The sequence below is a fragment of the Chitinophaga sp. 10T418 genome (assembly GCF_056394125.1).
Genome location: NZ_JBFTHG010000021.1, coordinates 38,241 through 61,455 on the forward strand (window position 1 = coordinate 38,241; position 23,215 = coordinate 61,455).

Annotated in this window: 19 protein-coding genes; 4 read left to right on the plus strand and 15 right to left on the minus strand. The window is 47.2% G+C overall.

Annotation, left to right across the window (positions count from 1 at the left end; genetic code table 11):
- Positions 1–14: 14 nt before the first annotated feature.
- The gene (locus AC1DCV_RS34125) at positions 15–2,642 is read right to left on the minus strand and encodes a PAS domain S-box protein (RefSeq protein ID WP_477027379.1); all 2,628 of its coding nucleotides are present in this window, start codon (positions 2,640–2,642) and stop codon (positions 15–17) included.
- Between the two features lie 302 nt (positions 2,643–2,944).
- Positions 2,945–3,424 carry an inorganic diphosphatase gene (locus tag AC1DCV_RS34130; protein ID WP_441578063.1) on the minus strand — a complete coding sequence of 160 codons (480 nt, stop codon included), beginning with the start codon at positions 3,422–3,424 and terminating at the stop codon, positions 2,945–2,947.
- A 132-nt stretch (positions 3,425–3,556) separates the two neighbouring features.
- Between AC1DCV_RS34130 and AC1DCV_RS34135 the strand changes: the two genes are divergently transcribed.
- On the plus strand, positions 3,557–3,787 hold the full coding sequence (locus tag AC1DCV_RS34135) for a hypothetical protein (RefSeq protein ID WP_477027380.1): 231 nt from the start codon (positions 3,557–3,559) through the stop codon (positions 3,785–3,787).
- Positions 3,788–3,870: 83 nt separating this feature from the next.
- On the plus strand, positions 3,871–5,166 hold the full coding sequence (locus tag AC1DCV_RS34140; RefSeq protein ID WP_477027381.1) for an OmpA family protein: 1,296 nt from the start codon (positions 3,871–3,873) through the stop codon (positions 5,164–5,166).
- 2 nt (positions 5,167–5,168) lie between these two features.
- On the opposite strand, the gene AC1DCV_RS34145 is transcribed toward AC1DCV_RS34140, so the two are convergent.
- The 10 genes from AC1DCV_RS34145 to AC1DCV_RS34190 form a co-directional block, all read right to left on the minus strand.
- Positions 5,169–6,311 carry an FG-GAP-like repeat-containing protein gene (locus AC1DCV_RS34145; RefSeq protein WP_477027382.1) on the minus strand — a complete coding sequence of 381 codons (1,143 nt, stop codon included), beginning with the start codon at positions 6,309–6,311 and terminating at the stop codon, positions 5,169–5,171.
- A gap of 107 nt (positions 6,312–6,418) precedes the next feature.
- Positions 6,419–7,129 (minus strand): SDR family oxidoreductase, encoded by a 711-nt coding sequence (locus AC1DCV_RS34150; RefSeq protein ID WP_477027383.1) that lies wholly within the window; start codon positions 7,127–7,129, stop codon positions 6,419–6,421.
- Positions 7,130–7,165: 36 nt separating this feature from the next.
- Entirely contained in the window at positions 7,166–8,452 is a 1,287-nt protein-coding gene (locus AC1DCV_RS34155; protein ID WP_477027384.1) for a TolC family protein, read from the minus strand.
- A 9-nt stretch (positions 8,453–8,461) separates the two neighbouring features.
- Entirely contained in the window at positions 8,462–11,545 is a 3,084-nt protein-coding gene (locus AC1DCV_RS34160; RefSeq protein WP_477027385.1) for an efflux RND transporter permease subunit, read from the minus strand.
- Positions 11,546–11,571: 26 nt separating this feature from the next.
- The gene (locus AC1DCV_RS34165) at positions 11,572–12,672 is read right to left on the minus strand and encodes an efflux RND transporter periplasmic adaptor subunit (RefSeq protein WP_477027386.1); all 1,101 of its coding nucleotides are present in this window, start codon (positions 12,670–12,672) and stop codon (positions 11,572–11,574) included.
- A 144-nt stretch (positions 12,673–12,816) separates the two neighbouring features.
- Positions 12,817–15,567: a magnesium-translocating P-type ATPase gene (gene mgtA, locus AC1DCV_RS34170; RefSeq protein WP_477027387.1), complete on the minus strand. Its 2,751-nt coding sequence runs from the start codon at positions 15,565–15,567 to the stop codon at positions 12,817–12,819.
- 212 nt (positions 15,568–15,779) lie between these two features.
- A complete protein-coding gene (locus AC1DCV_RS34175) occupies positions 15,780–17,147 on the minus strand; it encodes a HAMP domain-containing sensor histidine kinase (RefSeq protein WP_477027388.1) in 1,368 nt (455 codons plus the stop codon).
- Entirely contained in the window at positions 17,144–17,827 is a 684-nt protein-coding gene (locus AC1DCV_RS34180; RefSeq protein ID WP_477027389.1) for a response regulator transcription factor, read from the minus strand. Before AC1DCV_RS34180 ends, AC1DCV_RS34175 begins: the two co-directional genes overlap by 4 nt.
- 40 nt (positions 17,828–17,867) lie before the next feature.
- Entirely contained in the window at positions 17,868–18,398 is a 531-nt protein-coding gene (locus tag AC1DCV_RS34185; protein WP_477027390.1) for an imine reductase family protein, read from the minus strand.
- A 42-nt stretch (positions 18,399–18,440) separates the two neighbouring features.
- A complete protein-coding gene (locus tag AC1DCV_RS34190) occupies positions 18,441–18,752 on the minus strand; it encodes an NAD(P)-binding domain-containing protein (RefSeq protein ID WP_477027391.1) in 312 nt (103 codons plus the stop codon).
- 132 nt (positions 18,753–18,884) lie between these two features.
- Here AC1DCV_RS34190 and AC1DCV_RS34195 point away from each other — a divergent pair, with 132 nt between their 5' ends.
- Positions 18,885–19,238, plus strand: coding sequence for a winged helix-turn-helix transcriptional regulator (locus AC1DCV_RS34195; RefSeq protein WP_477027392.1), 354 nt, complete (start codon positions 18,885–18,887; stop codon positions 19,236–19,238).
- Positions 19,239–19,252: 14 nt separating this feature from the next.
- Here AC1DCV_RS34195 and AC1DCV_RS34200 read toward each other — a convergent pair whose 3' ends face one another.
- From AC1DCV_RS34200 to AC1DCV_RS34210, 3 genes are all read right to left on the minus strand, one after another.
- Entirely contained in the window at positions 19,253–19,705 is a 453-nt protein-coding gene (locus AC1DCV_RS34200; RefSeq protein ID WP_477027393.1) for a DUF7832 domain-containing protein, read from the minus strand.
- 59 nt (positions 19,706–19,764) lie between these two features.
- Positions 19,765–20,757 (minus strand): hypothetical protein, encoded by a 993-nt coding sequence (locus tag AC1DCV_RS34205; RefSeq protein ID WP_477027394.1) that lies wholly within the window; start codon positions 20,755–20,757, stop codon positions 19,765–19,767.
- Between the two features lie 287 nt (positions 20,758–21,044).
- The gene (locus AC1DCV_RS34210; protein ID WP_477027395.1) at positions 21,045–22,493 is read right to left on the minus strand and encodes a sensor histidine kinase; all 1,449 of its coding nucleotides are present in this window, start codon (positions 22,491–22,493) and stop codon (positions 21,045–21,047) included.
- On the opposite strand from AC1DCV_RS34210, the gene AC1DCV_RS34215 reads away from it, so the two are divergent.
- Positions 22,492–23,043 (plus strand): AAA family ATPase, encoded by a 552-nt coding sequence (locus AC1DCV_RS34215; RefSeq protein ID WP_477027396.1) that lies wholly within the window; start codon positions 22,492–22,494, stop codon positions 23,041–23,043. The genes AC1DCV_RS34210 and AC1DCV_RS34215 overlap by 2 nt on opposite strands.
- Positions 23,044–23,215 lie beyond the last annotated feature (172 nt).

Genomic DNA, 23,215 nt, shown 5'->3' on the forward strand with positions numbered 1-23,215 from the left:
ACCGCAACAATGCCCTAAGGCATTGCCGGTAAAATCACTTTGAATTCTGCCCCTTCATCGGGAACACCATTTGCATAAATATATCCCTTATGGTTAATGGCAATTTTACTGCACAAAGCCAGCCCTATACCGGTTCCTTCAAATGCAGTACGCTCATTTAACCGCTGGAAAATCTGGAATATTTTATCGGCATACATCTGATCAAAACCTATCCCGTTATCTTTTACAATAACAACAGTATAAGATTTCTCCTGGTCCAGATCCGGCAAGGTTGCCAATTCCTCTGCAGATAACGGTTCCGCATATATTTTTATCTGCGGTTTCCTGTTGGGTGATAAAAATTTGAGCGCATTACCCAGGAGGTTGTGAAACAACTGGTTCATCTGCAACGGGCTCACAAACAGGCGCGGCAATTTCGCAGTCTCCACTTGCACATCATGCTGACTGATGCCTACCTCAAAATCTATCAGTACATTTTTCAGTATTTCGTTGAGATCTGTTTCCACAAAAGGATCCTTTACATGTACGAGCCGGGAATAATCCAATAATTCATTGATCAGTTGCGACATGCGTTTGGCGCTAAACATCACTTTATCAATGTACATCCGGGAAGTGTCGGAAAGGATGTCTTTGTTTACGTTATATAACATGCCCGCAAAAGTGTGAATCTTGCGCAGCGGTTCCTGCAGATCATGACTGGTTACATAGGCAAACTGTTCCAGTTCACGGTTTGATTTTTCGAGATAGAAGTTAGCATCCTGCAGTTCACGGGTACGTTGTTCTACCAGGACTTCCAGTTTATAAGCCAGCTGCATGTACTTGGCTTCACTTTCCTTCAGTGCGGAAAACAGTTGCCGCTGCTGGCTGATATCCCGGGCTATTTTGGAGGCACCCACCACCTTACCCTCTATATCTTTTACCGGGGAGATGGTTAAAGAGATGTCCAGTAATTTCCCGTCTTTGGTAAGACGTTTCGTTTGGAAATGGTCTACACGTTGCCCAGCCTTCAGCTGCTCTATTATTTTAGGCTCTTCATTCAACTTATCAGGTGGGATAATCCTGGTAATGGTTTCCCCGATCATTTCTTCGGCAGTAAATCCGAATAACTTTTCGGCGCCAGGGTTCCAGCTGGTAATAACGCCATCCAGGTTTTTGCTGATAATGGCGTCATCTGAATTTTCTACAATGGCCGCCAGCTTAGATACATATTCTTCTGCGAACTTCTGATCAGTAATGTCCACCAGCATATTCACGGCACCTGTCAATATACCATCCGCGTCAAAAAGCGGATCCGGATAAGGTTGTATAATCCGGCGGCTACCATCTGGTCTTTCTATCACGATTATTTTACCTCTCACAGGAACGGCCCCTTTAATAGCTTGTGCCATCGGGCAGTTATCCAGTTCTATGGGTGTAATACCATCCGGCTCATAAATTTTCCATGAGCCGCACCACATATCTACGCCGGCCCGTGGTTCCCGGCCCCAGAGGGTTACAGCGGCTTCATTATACATGAGTACACGCCCATTTTTATCACAGGTGTATATAGCTGCGGGTAAGCATTCTATTAACTGGCGGTAGGCTTCTGTCCCAACATCCTGCCGTAGTCTTTCTTTGGATATCCGTATGTTGGATTCCATCGCAGATAAAAAATCCTTGTATTGTTTATATACTACCGGGCTATTTCCGCTGCTTACTTTGTCTGCCGGCAAATGTTCTTTTCCTACCGGAATGGTCAGGTAAAAAGTGCTGCCTTCTCCCGGCGAACTGCTGATCTGTAATTCACCTGCATGTCTTGCTACCAGCTCATTTACCAGGGCAAGACCATTGTTAGCATCTTCTTTCCGGAGCAGGCTTTGCCTGATCTCCGCCAGTAACAAAGGGCTCATGCCTATGCCGGTATCGGCTACAGACAATTGAACCTTTCCGTGTTGCTGGGTAAGTCTTACTGCAATGGCGCCGTTCAACGTATATTTGAGCGCGTTAGCCAATAGCGTCAGGAGGATCTTCTCCCACATTTCCCGGTCTATGTATACCTCATCAATGATAGGTTCAAAACTAATAACGAGGGTTAATTTCGCCTGTCTGATAACGGGATCGAAATGCGCCAGTAATCCTTTGGTGAAGCTGCTGATATCTGTTTTAACAAAAGAAGAAGGCACCGGATGCGGTAATACCGCGCCAATGGAAAGAATACCAGCGATATGGCCCTTTTCGTCCGGAATAGGGCTACCACTGAAATTATAGTATAGCCCATCCCGTTGTACCATCTGTAGCAAGGGCGTACCTGATGCCTCGGTACGAGGTACCAGGAGGTCGTTAAATCGTAGTTGCAGCTGATCCCAGAGTCCGGCCCATACTACAGATGCTGGCATACCTAAAGCACCCGGATGCTGATCTCCCAGCAAAAGCCGGCAGGCATCATTATATATATGGATGGCTTCACTACCCCACCACAAAAACATCGGTTGAGGGGAAGTAAGCAAAATACGCATGCAGGTCTGTAAACTTTGCGGCCATTGATCCACCGGCCCCAGTGGGGTATTGGTCCAGTTGTAGGAACGGATCAGTTCACCTGTTTCTCCGCCGCCAGCGAAAAATCCAAAGGAAGGTGCAGACAGTTCATTCAAAGTTGCCTTCAATGGGGCATTTATCATCGTACAAAAAATAAAATCGTAAAGGTTTATGAAGGTTGATCCACGCGCTACATTGATACTATTAAAATCCACAGTCAGCTTAAAACTGGGTAAAAAAATGCACAAAACACCCGATCTGTGTATGATGCTGTTTTCCACATAAAGCTGATCCGTTCTTTTGTTCCTGGTAAGCCTTTTCTATCGCAGCGGCTGCAATGCCAGCAAACTGGGAATGCCCCGCGACCGTCCGGGCTCCTCCCATCCTCCTTACAATTGCAATAATCGTGACGAAAGCTGTTCTGCCAGCTTTATTTATCCGGAAATTTTATCTGTTCGTATGCTGGGGCGGCCTCTATATAGCCCAATGGGGTAAACTGTTTACCCTCCTGTTCATTATAGGAAACGAAGAAATGCTCTATCTCTTTGATGGTTTGCGCAGACACCGCATCTACTCCTTTGAAGATTTTAGACACTACGGGAACTGCAATATAGCGGTCGTTTCGCAGGATGGTGCCATCTCTTTCCCGCTGTTCCGCCTTAATGGCGCCCAACAAACGACATTTAATCAGACAGCCAGGGAAACTTTTAAATTCAGAAATCACCATGACATCCAGCGGATCACCGTCTGCACCCTTTGTACCCAGGATAAACCCAAAGTCATAAGGAAAAACCATTCCGGCGGGCAATATTTTGCTGAGAACAAAAAACCGGGATAACGGATCAAAATCATATTTTTCGCTACTCCCTTTCGGGGTTTCAATGACAACAGGTAACTCTTTAATGATCATACGCACATTTTGTTGGTCTAATAAATAGGATAAAGAGGACTCAGCTGCGAAGAAACAAAAAAAGGACCAACCAGTTGATATATAATACACAGGAGGGCATAATGATTGTACGAAAGACATAAACATATAGCCATGAGTACCTTCCATATACAACTGCATAACCATGAAATCGGCGTTTCCCGCCAGGATGAAAATGTGTTTATTGTCCGCCTCCCGGAAAAAACAATTCACCTGCTCAGAAGACAGGACAATGAAGGCGCGAATCATTGGTTCGAAGAAGGAAAAGACAATGAAACACCTCAGACTGCCGAGTTAGGCACCGCTATTGAAACCTGGCTGGCACAGGAGCATCGGGACGCATAATACAAAAATCATGTCTCTGATATTTACAACATCCTTATCTTGCGGACTCCTTTATAGAGACCATAGATAAAGGACCCCTAGTAATGAAGAAGTTAATACTCACAGCAATTGTTTGTAGCCTGGCAACCAGTGCCAGTGCTCAGATCTTCGACCGTATCAAAAACAAAGTACAACAGAAGGTCAATGAAAAAATAGATAAAACCATTGACCAGGCTACGGAAGGCAAGAAAAAAGATACGCCTCCACCGGCAGGTCAGCCATCGGAAGGAACTACACCAGCAGCTGCCGGAACCCCGGAAAATACAGCTGATAACGGTAAAGCAGGTACGAATATAAAGACAGACATTACCGCTTACTCTCATTTTGATTTTGTGCCGGGAGAAAAAATAATTGTAGAAGAATCGTTTGCCCAGGACGCCATAGGTGAATTTCCCGGACAATGGAATACCCACTCCGGCGCAGAACTGGTAACAGTGGACAACCGCCCTGGCAAATGGCTCAGCATGAAACAGGATGGTATCTTTTTCCCTGAATACCTGACGGGCAACCTGCCGGAAAATTTCACCCTGCAGGCCGACGTGATGGCCAACAACAATATTTCCAGCATTGGCGGATTCACCATCAGTCTTATCAAGGCGGCCAATACGGATGAAAAATTCAGTTATGGCGATGAGCATGATGTAAGTGCTATACCCTCCTTTAAAGTAACACTCACCCCTAAATCTTCCGGTAGCGGTACGTTGCACTATTCCTCCAACGTAATAGGCGGCAATACCATACCCGCGATGCCCGCTTTTAATGTGCCGAAAAAGAATGCAGTAAGAATAGCTATCTGGCGGCAAAAACAAAGAGTAAGGGTATATCTGGACAGCACCAAAGTACTGGACCTGCCCCGCGCACTGGACGCAGGCGCCGTCATGAATGCGCTGGTTTTTGCGACTTACGCACCCGATTATGGCCAGAATGGTGGCACTTTCTTTCTCAGCAATATACGCCTGGCGGTAGGTGCCCCAGATACCCGGAACAAACTGGTTACCGAAGGCAAATTCGTTACCCATGGTATTCTCTTTAATTCCAACAGTGATATGATACTGCCGGAATCCTACGGCGCCTTACAGGATATTGCCACGGTGCTGAAAGAAAACCCTGCCTTACGGGTAAGTATCACCGGCCATACTGATGCCGATGGCAACGAACAGTTGAACCTGGAATTATCCAAACGCAGAGCCGAAGCCGTGAAGACCGCCCTCAGCAAAAATTTCAATATTGATGCCGGCAGAATGGTTACTAACGGTAAAGGCAAAACGCAGCCGATAGATAACAATACCACCGAGGTCGGAAAAGCCAATAACAGAAGAGTGGAATTTGTTAAACTGTAGTATTATTTATTCCCTTTGTTATAAAAAATAAACAACCCATCCTTACCGGCTACGATGATATCCTTTTTACCGGAGCCGGTAAGGTCATATATCCCAAAGTAAAGTCCCGCCCCTTTTAAGCCATAGCTGATCACCTGCTTGGTAAAAGATTCCCCGTTCCATTTAAAATAATAAATACCGCAGGGATCATCGGAGCCAGGATCATGATCGTTATGGGCACGGTAACGCTTACCCGTTACCAGTTCTTCCGCACCATCCCCGTCAATATCTACCCACGCCATGGTGTGGTATTGGGAATTATATGGATCGATGACATGCTTGATCCAGGTGCGCTTATTTGTTTTGGCATCCTTTTTTTGTTCGTACCAGTCCAGCCCATAATCATGGCCCTGCCCTGCAATTAAATCTGTTAGCCCGTCCTTGTTCACGTCTGTAACGATCACGGGTACACTGGCAGTGCCCAGGTTAAACTCCGGATGAAAAGTCCAGGACGCCGCAAATGTTGCTGCAGGCGCTTCTAACCAGCCTTCCGGTATTACGATGTCTACACGGCCATCACCGTTCACGTCTCCGAAACCAAGACCATGACCGGATTTTCTGTCCAGGATCTTATGGGCAGTAAACTCCCCGGTAGCTTTATTGTGGTGATAAATAATCAGCGGGTCATTGGGGGTATTGGGGATGATCTCCGGCACACCGTCTCCATCTATATCCCAGGAGCGGGTAGTTTCTATATTGCCAGGTGTAGCTATGATATGTTCTTTCCACTCATTATCATTGCCGGGATTTTCTTTCCACACCAGCGTTTTTCCAAACCAGCCGCCGGTAATATAATCCATGCGGCCATCTCCATTTACATCAAAAGGGATGGTGGAAAAATCATCCCAGTACTCTCCGTACTGCTTCACCGGCCCAATATAATGGCGCTTGAAATATGCCGGCCCTTCATACCAGAAAGCGCCGGATACCAGGTCAGGGATCTTATCATTATTTACATCAAACACGGCCACCGACTCATAGCTTTCTGCAGCGATGACCTGCTTTTCAAACTTCAGTGATGGTGTTACTTTGGATACGTGCTGCTGCGCAGAGGCAGCAGTAACAAATAATAGTCCGGCGAGCGCTGGCATCAATCGTTTTTTCATATCAACGTGGAATCAGTTATACCTGACAATATACTGAACCTTCCGAATAAACTATCCTGTAGTGTCCTGACCGGCGGATATCACGTGGTATCCGCCGGTAGCTGTTTTTAAATATTATGATCTTTCGGCAAAATCATCAGCCGGGGGATTCTTACATGTGCGGGCTGCTGCATGATAAATTTAACGGTGGCCACAATATCAATGGTGGTGAGTGGTTCATGAATGCCCATCCCATCTTTCGGATGTACTTCCCAATCCTTATGCAGCTCTGTCATCACGAGTCCGGGCTCAATACAGGACACCTGTATGTTGCTGCCGGTAAGCTCCATCCTCAATGCCTCCGACAAGGCTTCCATCGCAAACTTAGTAGCGGCATAAGCGCCTGCGGTAGGTCTTACTTTGGTACCCAGGATACTGGAAATATTAATGACATGACCGAATCCCTGCTGACGAAAACGTTTCAATAATTTATACGTCAACCGGAAAGTAGCGGTCACATTCAGGTGTATCATATCCGTTACCTTATCGATATCTATCGCTTCGATAGTACCGGTGGCAATAGTACCGGCGCAGTTAAAAAGGTAATCGCATCTGCCGTATTGTTCATATACAAATGTTTCGATCTTATCCTGAAAAGCAGGATCGCTCAGGTCACCGGTTAAGATCGCTACGTTGGGTGCCTGCAGTTGCAGGAGCCGGTCTTCCCGTCGGGCAGTAGCCACTACCTGGAAACCTTCTGCCCGTAATGCGTCGGCGATGGCATAACCGATACCGCTGCTTGCCCCGGTAACTAAACATACTTTATCTCCGTTACTCATTCCTGTTGGGTTTATACCAAGATAATAATTTTACAATTATTGTATATCCCAGGTACCCGCGGCACGTTCCAGTGCAATCAATGCTGCGGCATAGTTGTATAAGGTCTGGTAATAATCCTGCTGCACTTCATTCCAGGTACGCTGCGCATTCAGTACTTCCAGCAGGGAGGTTTCACCGCGTTTGTAGCTGTAAACTTTCCCCTGCAATACTTTTTGTGCGTCTGCCAGCAATCCGTTTTCAAATTGTTTTACCTGATGCCCTGCCGCATTATAATTAAACCAGGCCTGCATCACATCAGTGTGGATTTGCAGCAGTACCTGTTCATACTCCACCGCTGCCTGTTTCACTGCATATTGCGCGGCATGCAGCTCTCCCTTATAGTGATTGGAAAACTTCAGCGGTACCGAAATGCCGGCGCTGCTGGCAATGTAACGGGGTGTAGGCGCAATTTCGCTGGTAGCTGCTGCATTATAGCCTACACCTGCATTGATGCCAAGATCTATTTTCCGGTTGGCTTTCACCAGTGTTAGTGTTTTGCCGGCTACTGCTTTACTTGCGCTGGCGGCTACCGCATCTGCACGGGTATTTTGTGCGTTGGTCAGCAGGTCTTGTAAGATGAATACCCGCTGCAGGTGTTCAAAGTTCCCCGATGGCCATAACAGGGTATCCGCATGTGCATGTCCGGTATTGATATTCAGTTGCAAGAGCGCGGCTTTCCAGTCAGCCTCCTGCTGGTACACGCTGTTCTGCAGGTTGTCTGCTTCCAGTTTCGACTGGCGTGCATCCGTTTCCGTTATCACGCCTTTTTGAAAACGGATGGCGTCTGCATCTGCCAGCTGCCGCATCAGGAGATAAGACTGCTGTTGTACTTCGTACAGGTGTTGCTGTTGTATGCCATTAAACCAGGCCAGAGCAGCGTCTGCGCGCAGGTTACGGAAATAGTCGAGCAACAGGGCCTGGCTTAGTTCCAGGCTGCTGCGGGCCAGTCCTATGCGGGCTTTTCTTTTGCCTCCCAGTTCAATGGCGGTACTTAGTCCTGCATTATAGCCATAAGAAAGATGGAGTACCCGGTGCTGATTATCAAAACCACCCAGCGATAATTCCGGATCCGGGAAAACTTTAGCGCTTTCTATGCCGGCAGCGGCGATGCTCACGTTATATTGTTGCGCTGCATAGCCCAGATGCTGTGTGCTTACCAGGTGCAGGTATTGCGGCAGGGAGAGCCGCGTTTTATTAAAACTACTGTCGGATTGAGCAAGGGCGGTGCTGTGAATGAACCACAGCGCCCCCGTCAGTATAAGATATCTTTTAAAAAACTGCATACAATGACTTTACGCTTCAGGTGAAGAATTCCATTTCTTTTCGATGAGATAATACAATGCCGGCAATACGAACAGGGTGATAGCAGTAGCCACCAGCAGTCCATACACAATTACGGTAGCCAGCGGACGTTGCACATCCGACCCGATGCCGGTGGCAAAAGAAGCCGGCAACAAGCCCAGGGCGGCTACGGAGGCGGTCATCAATACCGGCCGGAAGCGGTTACGTGCCCCTTCTATTACAGCCTGCAGCAGCAGGTAGCCCTGCTTTCTCAAATCATTGATCTGTGAAATCAAAATCACGCCGTTCTGAATGGCTACGCCAAACAAGGCAATGAAACCCACTGCGGAAGATACATTCAGCGTCATGCCACGAATGTTCAGTGCCAGCATCCCACCGAATAATGCAAGCGGCACAATGCTGATGATCAGGGCCGCCTGCCGGAATTTCCCGAAGGCGCCATAGAGCAGTAAAAACATGATGGCTAACGCCAACGGTACTACGACAATCAACTTGGCATAGGCCCGGTGCTGGTTTTCAAACTGTCCGCCCCATTTAATACTATACAGTTCATGATTGTAGTGCACATTCTTTTCAATCTGCTGCTGTGCCAACTGAAGAAATGTGGTGAGGTCGTTGCCCCGAAGGTTGAGCTTCACGGTCAGGTGCCGTTTGTTTAACTCGCGGGTAATGGTGCTTTCCCCGGTGGCTGTTTTTACGGTGGCCACCTGCGACAGCGGGATCTTTGCACCCGTGGCGGAAGTAAGCATCAGGCCTGCAATTTTCTCCGGTGTGTTACGGCTTTCATCGGTATATCGACAAATGACATCGTACACTTTATTGCCGGCAAAGACCTGTGAGATGGCTTTCCCGCCGATCGCCACCTCTATCAGCTCTGCCACATCATTTACGTTCAGGCCGTAACGTGCAATGGCATCGCGGTTGATGGCAATCTGCAGCTGCGGCAGTGGCGGCTCCTGGTCGATGGCCACATCGGCTGCTCCCGGAATCTGTTTTAATGTAGCGGATATTTCTTCTGCCACGCGCCGCGTTTCTTTAAAATCATCACCATATACTTTTACGACCAGCTCACTATGCGCCCCGGATATTTTATCCATTACGCCGTCAATCATTGGCTGACTGAAACCTACGCTATACCCTGGCATAGCGGCATAGGCGGCAGACAAATCGTTGATAAGATCTCCTTTGGTACGACCATTCTTCCATTCATGATAGGGCTTGAGCCCAATAGAACATTCAAAATGTGAGGCGGTCCAGGGATCAGTACCGTCATCATTGCGGCCGGCCTGCACCATCATGTAGGTCACCTCACCAAATTGCATGGTACGCTGCCGCAAACTATCGCTCATTTCCTTGGAACGCTGCAGCGATATCCCAGGAGGCAGTTGCACCTGCAGCCAGATAGAACCTTCATCCAGCGGTGGCAGGAAGTCCTTCCCTACTGTAAAAGAAAGGATCACCGCGCCCGTCAGCACCAACGCCAACGGAACAAATACCCGTCTGGGTTTTTCCATGATCTTTTCCAGCCGCCGCCGGTAAGCATTTGTTAACCGCTCCAGCCATTTATTATGATACAGTTTACGGGGCTTACGATATATCGCAAACGCGAGACCGGGTATGAGCAACAACGCCACGGCCAAGGCCCCCAACAATGCATAGCCTACTGTAAAAGCCATCGGTGTAAACAGCTTGCGTTCTACTCTTTCAAAAGAAAACAAAGGCAGGTAGGCAGTGATAATAATAACAGTAGCAAAAAGAACAGGTTTAGCCACTGCCGCCGCTTTCTGCGCAACGCTGGTTTCCGACAATTCCATTTCCGGATTATCTTCCCGCTTTTTCAGGATCGCTTCCATCATCACAATAGCCCCATCTACAATGATCCCAAAATCAATGGCACCCAGGGAAAGCAGGTTAGCAGGAATGTTGGTGAAGTGCATCAGTATAAATGCAATGAGCAGCGCCAGCGGAATGGTGATGGCCACAATCAGTGCCCCACGCCAGTTACCGAGGAAAATGATCAACACAATAATCACCAGCCCAATACCTTCCAGCAACGTATGCGATACCGTATCCAGGGTATTGTTGATCAGCTGTGTACGGTCCAGGTAAGGACGGATGGTGACCCCTGCCGGCAAGATATGCTGATTAAGATCATCAACTGCGGCATGTATACCTTCCAGTACCACAGAAGGATTCTGGCCTTTCAGCAACAATACAATGCCTTCATCACCTTCACTGTAATTCACCTTTCTATCGGTGTAACCCAGGATGCCCTTGCGTTCCAGGTTGCCCAGTTTAAGACGTCCCAGGTCTTTTAAAAATACGGGCACCCCGTTTACCGATTTCACCACCACATCACCCAGACTCTCCAAGGTTTTCACCAGCCCTATACCGCGCACTACATAACCGAGATCGCCAATGGTGAGTACACTCCCCCCGGCGTTGGCATTGTTGTTACTGATGGCGGCCTGCACATCTGCCAGTGACACATGGTACTGCTCCAGCAGCTGCGGATCAATCTCCACCTGGTACTGCGCGGTGATGCCACCAAAATTGGTCACATCTGCCACGCCCGGCACCTGTTTGATGCGGGGAATAATAGTCCAGTTCTGTAAGTCGGTGATGGCTTTCAGGTCATGGTTGTTACTTTCAATAATGTACCGGTATATTTCACCAATGGGGGAAGTCAATGGGTCCAGTCCGGGTTTGGCACTGTAAGGCAGGTCTACATCGCTGAGCCGTTCGGTGATGCGTTGCCTGGCCCAGTAATCTTCCATCCCGTCTTCAAATACAATGGTGATGACAGACAGGCCGAAAGTACTTTTACTGCGCATCACATGCATGCCGGGCATCCCGTTCAGCGCACGTTCTACCGGAACAGTAATCTGTTGTTCCACTTCTTCAGCAGCAAGACCAGGTACCTGGGTAACTACCTGGGAAGTCACATCCGCGATATCCGGATAAGCTTCCACAGACAGTTGTTTCCAGGAGTAATAACCAAACAGGGCCAGGAGTAAAAAGAGCACAGCAAAAAGCCAGCGCTTTTCAATAGCGGTAAATATTAATTTCTTCATAAAAAGTAGTTGATAAACAGGAGTACTTATTTAGCGTCCAGCAGGTAGAATCCGCCTTCCGTTACAATCCGGTCGCCAGCCTTCAGACCAGCGGTAACTACCACCTGGTTGTTGCTGCTGCCATTGGTAGTAACAGCACGTTTTACAAACTGTGTTTCCCCGGTGGCTACAAATACATAGGGAGCGTCGTTGGCCTGCAACAGCGCAGTGGCGGGGATCAGCAGCGAAGGAACGGGATGATCCATAAAGTTGACAGTTACATACATGCCGGGTTTCAGGGCATGATCGGTATTGGTGACGGCGATTAATACCTGGACACTGCGGGTATCTTCATCTACCACCGCATTTACATGATAAACTTTTCCCTTGAGCAGCACGCCCGGTAAGGCCACTACTTCAATCGTACATTCGTCACCGGTGTGAATAAAGCGGATATCTTTTTCTTTTACCTGTCCGGCAATCCATACACCGGATAAGTCGGCGATGGTAGCCACGCTGCTGGCATCATCTTTTATAAATTGCCCCAGCACTACTTTATTTTCTATTACTTCTCCCGCCACCGGTGCACGTACTACCAGTGGTTGTCCGAGAGATAATTGTGCAGGGTTGACTTTAAAAATACGAATCCCCATGACGGCGTTTTCATACTCTTTCTTTTCTACCTCATAGGCAGTCTGCGCTTCTTCCAGGTCTTTCTGTGTACCTACTCCGTTGGCCATCAGGTCCTGCTGCCGTTTCCAGGTTCTTTCGGCCTGCTGCAACTGTGTTTTTTCCTGGAAGAAAACTTTTTGTGCCGCAATAAAGTCTGGCGAACTGATTTCAAACAAAGGTGTTTCCAGTTGTGTTTTCATGCCCAGGTGCAAATAGGATTTCGTGACCCTGCCCTGGAAAGGCGGAGCTATTTCCGCATACTGGGTGGGAATAGCTTTCACAGTGCCGGCGGTGCTCACCTCCCGGCTATACGGGGTACTTACTACGGCATTGATTTTAATCCGGTTCTTTACGATTGATCCGGCCGGGAGGGTAATCGTATCTCCCTGCGGAACGGCGGTGGTGATGGGTGCTTCCTTTACAGAATGACAGGCAGCAGCCGTCAGCATGCCTACGGCAATTAGTCTTGTTCTCATGATGTTTGCGGATTGAAAAATGATATAGTACCCGAAGTGGCCCTGTTGCTTACCTTCCTGCGCGATGACTGCTAATCCAGCAGTCTATCGCAATCAGCAACAGGACCACTATAATAGTGGTGATCCACCACCGTTTTGAATGACTCATAACCACTGATTAAATCTCCTGATATACCAGTTTTTGATGACCTGTGTCAGCATACAGTAACCAAATAAAATAGCCGCCAGCCAGGGAAAATAGGACAATGGAAGTGGTTGCATTTTCAATGTAGCAGCAAACGGTGTAAACGGAATCGCGATACCGATGAGCATAATCACACTGGTCAATGCCACCACGGGCGCTGTTGCCCAGCTTTGAATAAAGGGTATTTTACGGGTGCGGATCATATGTACGATCAGCGTTTGTGATAATAATCCTTCTACAAACCAGCCGGTCTGAAACAGCCTCTGGTGTTCAGGACTGGCAGCTTTAAACACATAAAACATGAGCGCAAAAGTGGCGTAGTCGAAAATAGAACTCACCGGGCCAATGAACAACATGAACCTGGAAATATCTGATGCATCCCACTTCTTCGGCTGGTCTATAAAATCCTGGTCCATTTCATCCCATGGAATAGATACCTGTGAAATATCATACAGCAGGTTTTGTACTAAGATCTGAACAGGCAGCATGGGCAGGAAAGGCAGTAATGCGCTGGCGCCTATCATGCTGAACATATTACCAAAGTTACTGCTGGCGGTCATCTTGATGTACTTAATGATATTGCCGAAAGTTCTTCTGCCATAAATAACGCCTTTGCGCAATACCATTAAATCTTTTTCCAACAGGATAATATCTGCGCTTTCTTTGGCGATATCTACCGCCGTATCTACACTGATGCCTACGTCTGCATCACGAAGGGCGGCGGCATCATTAATACCATCTCCCATAAAACCCACAGTATGGCCTCTCGACTGTAACAGCTTCACCACTCTTGATTTCTGTACGGGGCTGAGTTTTGCGAGAATAGCTACATCATCTATTCTTTCACCCAGGGCTTCATCACTCATCTGCTCTATGTCGTTACCCAATAATATCTCATTGAAAGAAATACCTACTTCCCGGCATATTTTCCTGGTCACTATTTCATTGTCGCCGGTGAGTACTTTCACGCGTACCCCTAACTTTTGCAACGCGTCTATCGCCAAACGGGCAGAGGGTTTCGCCGGATCCAGAAAGCCGATGAAGCCGGTGAGTACCATGTCTTTTTCATCTTCCACAGTGTACGTCAATGCACGGTCATCAAACTCACGAATAGCTACCAGCAATACTCTCAGTCCTTCTTCATTGAGTTTACCGGAGATGCGCAGAATATTTTCTCTTACTTTTTCATCGATAGCAATCACTTTATCAGTCTCGATATGCAGCTCCTTGTCTTCGCCCGGATCAAAGGCATGAGTACATAGTTGCAACATTTCTTCTACCGCTCCTTTACAGATCAGCAGTTGTTTGCCGTTACGCTGTTTCAGGATCACCGACATGCGGCGGCGTTGAAAATCGAAAGGAATTTCATCTGCTTTCAGGTAATGCTCTTCTACTTTCAGGTAGTCGTGCAGTTCCACATGTTCCAGCACGGCCACGTCCAGCAGGTTTTTAAGACCGGTTTGATGAAAGCTGTTGAGATAGGCCCATTTCAGGACTTCTTCATCCTCTTCTCCAAAAATGTTCAGGTGTCTTTCCAGCACAATTTTGTCCATGGTCAGTGTGCCTGTTTTATCGGTACACAATACATCCATCGCACCAATATTCTGGATGGCATTCAGGCGTTTGATGATCACCTTACGTTTGCTCATGTTCACCGCTCCTTTCGCCAGGTTGGCGGTAACGATCATGGGCAGCATTTCCGGGGTAAGGCCCACTGCCACGGCAATAGCGAAGAGCAGGGCATCCCACCAGTTGCCTTTTACCAATCCGTTGATGAGGAAAATAAGTGGCACCATCACCAGCATAAAACGGATGAGCAGGTAGCTTACTTTATTTACGCCTTTGTCAAAACTGGTTTCCGCACGTTTGCCGGTAATGGATTTGCTGAGAGATCCAAAGTAGGTTTGGTTGCCGGTATTGACAATAATAGCGGTAGCTGCACCACTTACTACGTTGGTGCCCATGAAGCAGATGTTGTCTAACTCCAGCACCGTTTTATGATAAGCGTTTGCCAGCGGGAGACTATGTTTTTCTACCGGTAATGATTCACCGGTTAACATGGCCTGGCTCACGAACAGGTCTTTCGACTGTACCAGGCGGCAATCCGCGGGGATCATATCTCCGGCAGATAAAAAGATAATATCACCAGGTACCAGTTGTTTGATATCTGTTTCTATTTTCTCTTTGGATTTACGTAGTACCGTGGCCGTAGTCTTCACCATACTTTTCAGTTGCTCTGCGGCGCGGTTGCTGCGGTATTCCTGGAAAAACCGGAGCAGGGAACTTACCATCACCATGATGCCTACCATGATCACGGTTTTGTATTCTCCTTCGCCGGGGGCCGCCATCCATACATCGGTGATAAATGAAATCAATGCAATGGCCAGCAGGATGGCGATAAAAGGATTAACGAATGCTGTAAACAATTGTTTGTACCAGGAAGGCGCTTTTTCATGGTGTACCTCATTCGGGCCGGCTAACGTTAAGCGTTTCCTGGCTTGTGCGGCAGATAATCCATCAAGGTGACTATCCAGCAGGGACAGGTATTCCGGCTGATCGGCAGCCGCTACCTGCTGCAGTTTGGTGGTGGCGCTTTCTTCATTGCCTCCTGGCATTATTCTCCTGATTTCAGGCATGCCGGACTTCCTTCTGAAGGCGTAGTTGCGCACAAAATGTGGGTGCTTATTTACAGCATTTGATAAGTATAACACAGTGCTATATTTTCCCTGCTGATAGGCACAGCAGGGCTATGTTATCAGGCAGGAGATGAAGAAATTAAGTAACGTTCGGGACCTGCGTCCATGATCTTTTTGTTTTTTAATGCGTTGCAAAGGTACGCCGGTACTGCGGTATAGGCCGTTAGAGGGGGAACAGAATTTTATTAGAAATTTATTAGAGAGAAAAATCCTGGGGAGACTGTATGTTATAAGTGCGGTATTTCTACAGTAAACGTGCTGCCTTCCTGTATCCTGGAAGTCACGCTGATAGTGCCGTGGTGCATGCCTATGATCTTTTGCGTTAAAGAAAGACCAATACCATTGCCCCGGGTGAAGTCCATATTGGCGCCTCTGTAAAAGGCGGAAAAGATATTGGGCAGATCGGCGTCACTGATGCCAATGCCTTTATCCATAAAGCGCAGCACCAGGTTGTTTTCAAAGTAATTGATAGACACGGTACACTGATGATCCGGAGAAAACTTACAGGCATTTTCCATGAGGTTAATAAAGGCCACTTTCAGCAGGTATTCGTTGCCGTTTACAGAAATAAAGTCATCATCTTCAATTTCCTGTTCAAACAAAATATCTACTTTATAATCCTCGGCTGATTTGATCACGGTATTGCGGGCATCCATCAGTAGTTCATCTACCCGTAATTCCTTACGACCTATTTCCGTATGGTCATAATTGGCTTTTGCCATATCCAGTAATCCGTTGGAAAGTCTTACCAGTCGCTTGGCATCGGCGAGTGCCAGGCTGATCACTTCTTTATATTCTGTGGTAGTCCTGTCTTTGGTCAGCACAATCTGCAGCTCTCCTACAATGGTGGCCAATGGCGTGCGCAGCTCGTGGGAAATATTGCTGACAAAATGTTTCTGTGCATCAAACGAATGTTCAAGGCGGTCGAGCATTTTATTAAAGGTGGTGGCCAGCTCTCCTATCTCATCTTTTTCATTTTGCACGGGCACCCGCAAATCCAGGTTGGTAGCAGTGATCTCTTCTACCTTATCAATCATTTCTTCTACTGGTTTGAGGGCTCTGCCTACAAAAAAATAGCCGGCAATAATTGTAAGACCAATAATACCTATAAATGAAAAAATGAGGCTGTATTGCAGTCGCTGCAGACGTTGCAGGCCATATTTATCGGTAGCGGCGGCGGTAATGACGTAACGGCTGCCGTTATGTTCATAGAGGATCCCTACCACCTGTAAGGATCCCTGCTCAAACATGATGACCTGTTCTGCCAGAATCTGGTTGATCATGGCCCGGGTTTCCTTTACTTTGTCGATCTGCACAGCATCATGATACAATAAGTTAAAAGCGGTGTCATAGATCGCCACTTCTTCCCCGAACAAAGCATTGTCTGCATTTTTATACATCAACTGTAATACATTGGGGGGCACTTTGGCATCCAGCAGCATATTGGCCTTGGTGATGGCTTCCCGTTTGAGGTGTTCATAATAATCTTCTTTCCGGGTACTGGCAGAAGAGATATAAACGAATACCGCAAAAGCGAGTAAGAGTACTCCGAAAAGCACCAGGAACAATAATATGAGCCGGATTCTTATTTTCACTCTGCTTTAAATATAAAACCCATTCCTGAGCGGGTATGGATCAATTTTGTAGGAAAATTTTTATCTATTTTCTTTCTCAGGTAATTAATATAGACATCGATAAAGTTAGTGCCGGAGTCGAAGGTGTCCCACACTTTCTCTGCTATTTCGGTGCGTGACAGTACCCTTTCCGGGTTTTTCATCATGTATTCGAGCAGCCGGAATTCTTTTGGTGTCAGGTCGATGACCACCTCATCGCGTTTTACAATTTTTGTTTGCAGGTTCATTTCCATGTCTGCGAACCGCAGCAGGAAGCCCTGGCTATAAGTATTGGTACCTGCCTGGTTTCTCTTAATCAGTGCGCGGATGCGGGCATGCAGTTCCCGGAAATCGAAAGGCTTAACGAGGTAGTCATTGGCGCCCGCATCAAAGCCTTCTACTTTATCATCTGTGGTACCAAGGGCGGTGAGCATAATGATGGGACAATCGGGCAGCACGCTGCGTATTTGTTTACACAGATCCAGTCCATTGATCTTAGGTAAAATGAGGTCCATGATGATGAGATCGAAAGTCTGGGACAGGGCCAGTTTCTTTCCCATCTCCCCATCATAGGCAAGCGATATCTGGAAGCCCTGTTCTTCCAGCCCCTTTTTGATCATTTCTGCTACCCGTTGTTCATCTTCAATTACCAGGATCTGCATAAAGCCTTGTTTAAAAGGCAAATGTAAAACAAAATCACATTCAGGCAGGATTACGCAATACTTTGATCAATGCCGCCACTTCTTCATCTTCATAACCTGCTGCCACTGCCTTTTTAAACAATGCGGCCGCAAAAGCCGGGAACGCGCTGTTGATACCTGACTCCACAGCTGTTTGTTCCAGGCGGGCAGTCGCCTCTACAGAAATCCTCATCGGGCTTTGCGTTACATTAAAATTACCTGCATGGATCATATTGCCTTCATGTTGCAGGAATTCTCCGTAGGAAGGTGTTATGCCGCCTATGATCGCCGCATACTTATCTGCTCCAAAGCCTTCTGCTTCACTGATCCTTACGCCATGAAAGAAACCTATTGCCGAGCCATAGATGTAGGATAAGGTCGCCAGATCCATGGTGGGGGCTGCCGCCACGGCATCGCCGAGATAAGTAATACTCCCGCCGAATACCTGTAAAAATGAGGTGACTGCGCTGTATACTGCTTCCGGACCGGATACCAGGATAGGCGTATCAGCATTACCCATTTGTGCCGGTGCGGCCTGTATAGCACCATTCATATAGGCGGCACCGTTATCGGCTGCCCAGGTGGCAGATAAGCGCTATTCTGCAGGACTGATAGTGGTGAGCTGCAATAAAGTGCGTCCCTGTAATACATTTCTTACAGTGGCAGTATCCAGAATCTGGAAAGTCGCTTCGTGATTGTATACGCAGATAATAGTGACCGGGCTGGCTGCCACTGCTGCGGCGACATCGGCGGCGAGTATGGCGCCTGCTGTTACCAGGACAGTTGCTTTTTCCGGACTGCGGTTCCAAACAGTTACTTTATATCCATCCTTTAACAGGAGTTCAGCTAATGTGATGCCCATGGCACCCAGACCAATGACCGTAACGGCCCCTTTGTGTGTTGTCATATTATTCGTTTTTATGACACAAACTTCCACCCTATCGCGCAGCTAAAAAATAAGGGAAGAAAGATTCCGGCGGGGAATAATTATTCCCTATGCCACATTATTTAATTAAAATTGTGTTTTAATTACCTGTATATGTACGAAAGAAAAATTCCTGAAGACCTGGAATGTGGCATCAACATTAGTATGAAAGTCCTGAGCGGCAAGTGGAAACCCTGTATACTGGACGGTATTAACAAAGGTATCAGAAGACCCAGCGAGCTGCATGCTGCCATTAATACAGCTGCTCCCCGGGTGATTAATATGCAGCTGCGGGAACTGGAAGAATATGGGATGGTCTGGAAAAAGGTGTATGCAGAAGTACCCCTGCGGGTAGAATATTATCTTACAGAGGTGGGAGAAAGCATCTTACCCGTGATTGACGCTATTGACAAATGGGGCAATGCCAACAGAGACCATATCATGCGGGCACAGGAAGCATTGCAGTAAATAAAGGCTCCCGGTTACTGGAAGCCCTTCCACTCTTTGAATCGTTGGTCTATTAATGGTTTGATGAGATCATAATTTTCCCAGGTGTTAGCTACCCTGTATAAGTCGAATGCAGTACCATTACTGAATACTTTCTCATAGTCTTCGAAATAGCTGGCATATTTGGCGGAAGCAGTTTTTTCTTTACGGGCGTAATACGCTTTGGCAAAGTCATTTCCCAGTTGTCCCAGGTCGTCTGTTGTAAATTTCTCATCGCAAACGCTTATCAGGAACTCCGCACCCGTGAGGGTTCTGTTCTTTACTTTCTCAATATTTTCTTCGAAATCATCGGTTTGTTCTTCCGACAACAGATCGTTATCAATACACCAGTTTAAAAACATGCCGATATGCGTGGCTGCATTTGCGTTGGGTAAGTCTTTCGGATAGTCGCCTCCGTAATGCCAGGAAGCGTCATCGTATTTGGCCATAGGTAGTAGCTTTAGTTTATGTATTCAGTTGGTGATGCGTATATGCGGCAACGTTACTTTTATATTTTACCAAATGTGCCTACCATTTCTCCGTTCGTTACTTCCTTCATGGCGCCCGTGTTCACATTATACAGTTTGCATTTAAACTGCATTTTTGTTTTGAGATAAAGTCCGTTAAATGCCTTTGCATCAACTGTGCTGATGATGGTAAAGGTACTGCCGGTCTGATCAGCGGTACCCGCCTGGGTACTCCATTCCTCTCCCTGGGGATCTACCCAGGAAATGCTCACTCCTTTAGCAGTATTAAAATCTTTAACATAGGAATAATTGCCCAGTGCAAAGAAATCAGTAAACTCTTTGTCGGAAGCTCGCATGTAATTATGCATCATCCCTATTTTAACCCCAAAGCTGGTAGCTCCTGCCGGCGGTACTCCACCGGATATGTCTGAATAGTTGATGCTGGCGGAGAAGTTCACATCATCCACCCCATCGAGTCCGGAGCCGGGTATGTAATGATTATCTGCTGTAGCGTGCTGTTCGTACACTTGTCCACTCGCCGTGATTTTATAATAGTAGTCATTTTCGCCGGTAGCGGCATCTCCGCTAACGGTAATGGCTACACCGCAGTTCGCTGCACCGGTGCCCAGCAAAATATTACTGACACCCGCAGTTTGCGGCAGCCCGGTTACCCGGAGTGTAATCACCTGAGGTCCCGTTTGGGTGAAAGTACCTGTTCCCATGACCAGCATACCGTTCACTACATTGCTGGTTAATACCCAGTTACCTTTTCGTGTAACGTTCACCGTTACCGTCACGTTAGCATCCACATCCAGTATTTTTCCTGTCAGAAAGGTGCCGGCAGCTTTGGCGTCGGAACAATTGCCGGCCGTAGCTACAAAGGCAAATACGGCATCGCCACCGCTGGGTACCGGTATTCCCGTACCTGGATCTGTTGGTAGCTCATACGACTTCTCCTTGGCACAACCCGCAAATAAAAGAAACAGCAAAAGCGAAAGGGAAAGTACGGGATGACGGAACATGATACGTTGCATGAATAAAGAATAGGGATCTGACATAGTCCCTACAAATATAGAATAAATATGTAATTCTTTAGCGCTAATCGGATCGGCTGGAAAAGTTTTTCTTCTTGTCACCATATCAAAGTAACAGATCTGATTCATCCGGATTTTTGAAATCCACAGAAAAGCGTACAGGATGGCGGCCAGCTCAGCAAAGGCTTTGAAGCAGAACTGATCACTAATCCGCTACCAGGATTCAACCTGATTACCAGATATGCAATAATGATATCTATGCCAGCGTGGCTTTGAAGTTTCGATAGTTAATTAGAAACAGCCGGTTCATTGATGGGGACATCTCCCTTGCTGAGCAATACAATAAAGGTGGTGCCACCTTCCGGAGCGCTTTCCACATCAATGAACCCGTTGTTCTGTTCTGCAAATTCCCGGCAAAGCATCAGGCCAATGCCGGTACCTCTTTCGCCGCTGGTGCCATATGCCGGCTGCTGCTGGGAGGTAAAAAGCGTTTTCAGCTGCTGCTGATCTATCCCAACGCCATAATCAGTAATGCTGATAGCCACCTGTTGATCCGTTTGCCCGGCAATCACCGCGATCCTTCCACCGGCATAACTGAATTTAAGTGCATTGCTGAACAGGTTACGGAGAATAACAGACACCTGATCCCTATCGGCATACAAGGTAGTATTGACGGGCACCTGTACATCTACCGTCATATTTTTCTGCTGTATAATCAGTTCAAAAAAAAGTAAAACTTCACTCATTACCGGCGCCAGTAAAAAATGCCGGGGCCTTGTCTGAATCCCCTTCATGCTCCGGGTACTCCAGCGCAACACGTTATCCAGTGTGCCTCCCAGCTGCGCCACTTTTTTATGAAGTACGGCGGCAGCCTCCTCCATGTCATCCCGGGGATATTCTCCTTTCTGGAACATGTCCAGTAAACTCTCCAGAGTGGCCAGCGGACTACGGATATCATGCGCAACGATAGAGAAGAGCTTCTCTTTATCTTTGTTCATGGCCAATAGTGCCTGTCGCTGTTTTTCTATTTCTTCCTGGTAGCCGGACTGTATATATTTAAAAAAACTAAGTGCTACAATCAGGAACACCAGCGATATGGCTACATTACTCCATACCCGCTGCGCAGGCACTGGTGGCGCCAGGTACCAGGACTGTGGCATAAATATGATCAGGAGAAACGCGGTCGTAATTAATACACTCAGGCATCCAACAATCCATTTGTTATCATATACCAGTATCGTTACTACCAGGATATTCAATAAAAAATATTCGGCGCCATTATAAAAGAACAGGCCGGTAAAGGTATATAGCACTGAGCTGAAGAATATCAGGACCACCCGGGCGCTGAGATACATGCGGTATTTATGTAGCAGCAATACGATGATGGCGGCTATCGTGGTAGTTGCATTTAATGCCGATAACAGGTACCTGCCCTGAAAGGCATTTAAAACACAATAGAAAAACATGAAAGGAATACAGGGCAGCGCCATTAAGTTGAGCAACATCGTACGCCTCGATTCGATGTAGGGCATGGCAGGATGCACACCTAAATTAACGATGTGATGCCAGTAGTGTGTAGCGGATTGATATAGTAGTTGCTTCAGTCCCTGCCGCATAGATACCCCAAAGATAGTCCGAAAATCCACAGTTTGCAGCGCGTATTTTTTTACTACATTGCAACTTCTTCTCACCCACTCCCCTCCTTTATATTTATTTTTTTCCAAATATTTCATCATGAAAAAAGACAACTTTTTCATTATCACCGGCGGACCCGGCATGGGTAAAACCGCCGTTATTACGGCATTGAGTGAGCAGGGATATACCTGTGTACCGGAAACGGGAAGGGACATTATCCGGCAACAGGTGGCGGTTGGCGGCAACGCACTCCCCTGGGCCAACCGGAGTGCATTTGCCCGGCTGATGTTTGAACGCTCGCTGCTCGATTTCGGGGCCCTCGCCGACCAACAGTCGCCGGCATTTTTTGACCGTGGTATTGCAGACACCATCGGCTACCTGGAACTTTGTGCTTTACCGGTACCGGCTGCCATGCGCGAGGCAGCAACCTTATACCGTTTTAACTCAAGCGTATTTATTACACCTCCATGGCCGGCTATCTATGAGCAGGATAACGAACGGAAACAATCCTTTGAAGAGGCGGTGCGTACGTATGATCAGATGGTAAAGACTTATCAGGAGCTGAACTATGACCTGATCATTTTACCGGAAGCAACTGTTGCAGAAAGAGTACAATTGATGCTGGCTGTTATAAAGCCGGCAGGGAAATAATGCACCTCATTCCCCTGCCGGCAATCTTCTCCGCTATCTTCTACCCGCTACTTTCCTAGTTCACATATGAACACCGGAGTACTATAATGAACAATCCGGTTTCTCTTAAAAGTATTAACTTCCTGACTGTCAGATACGGCAAAAGGTGGCATCTTTTCTGACGCAGGGTCAC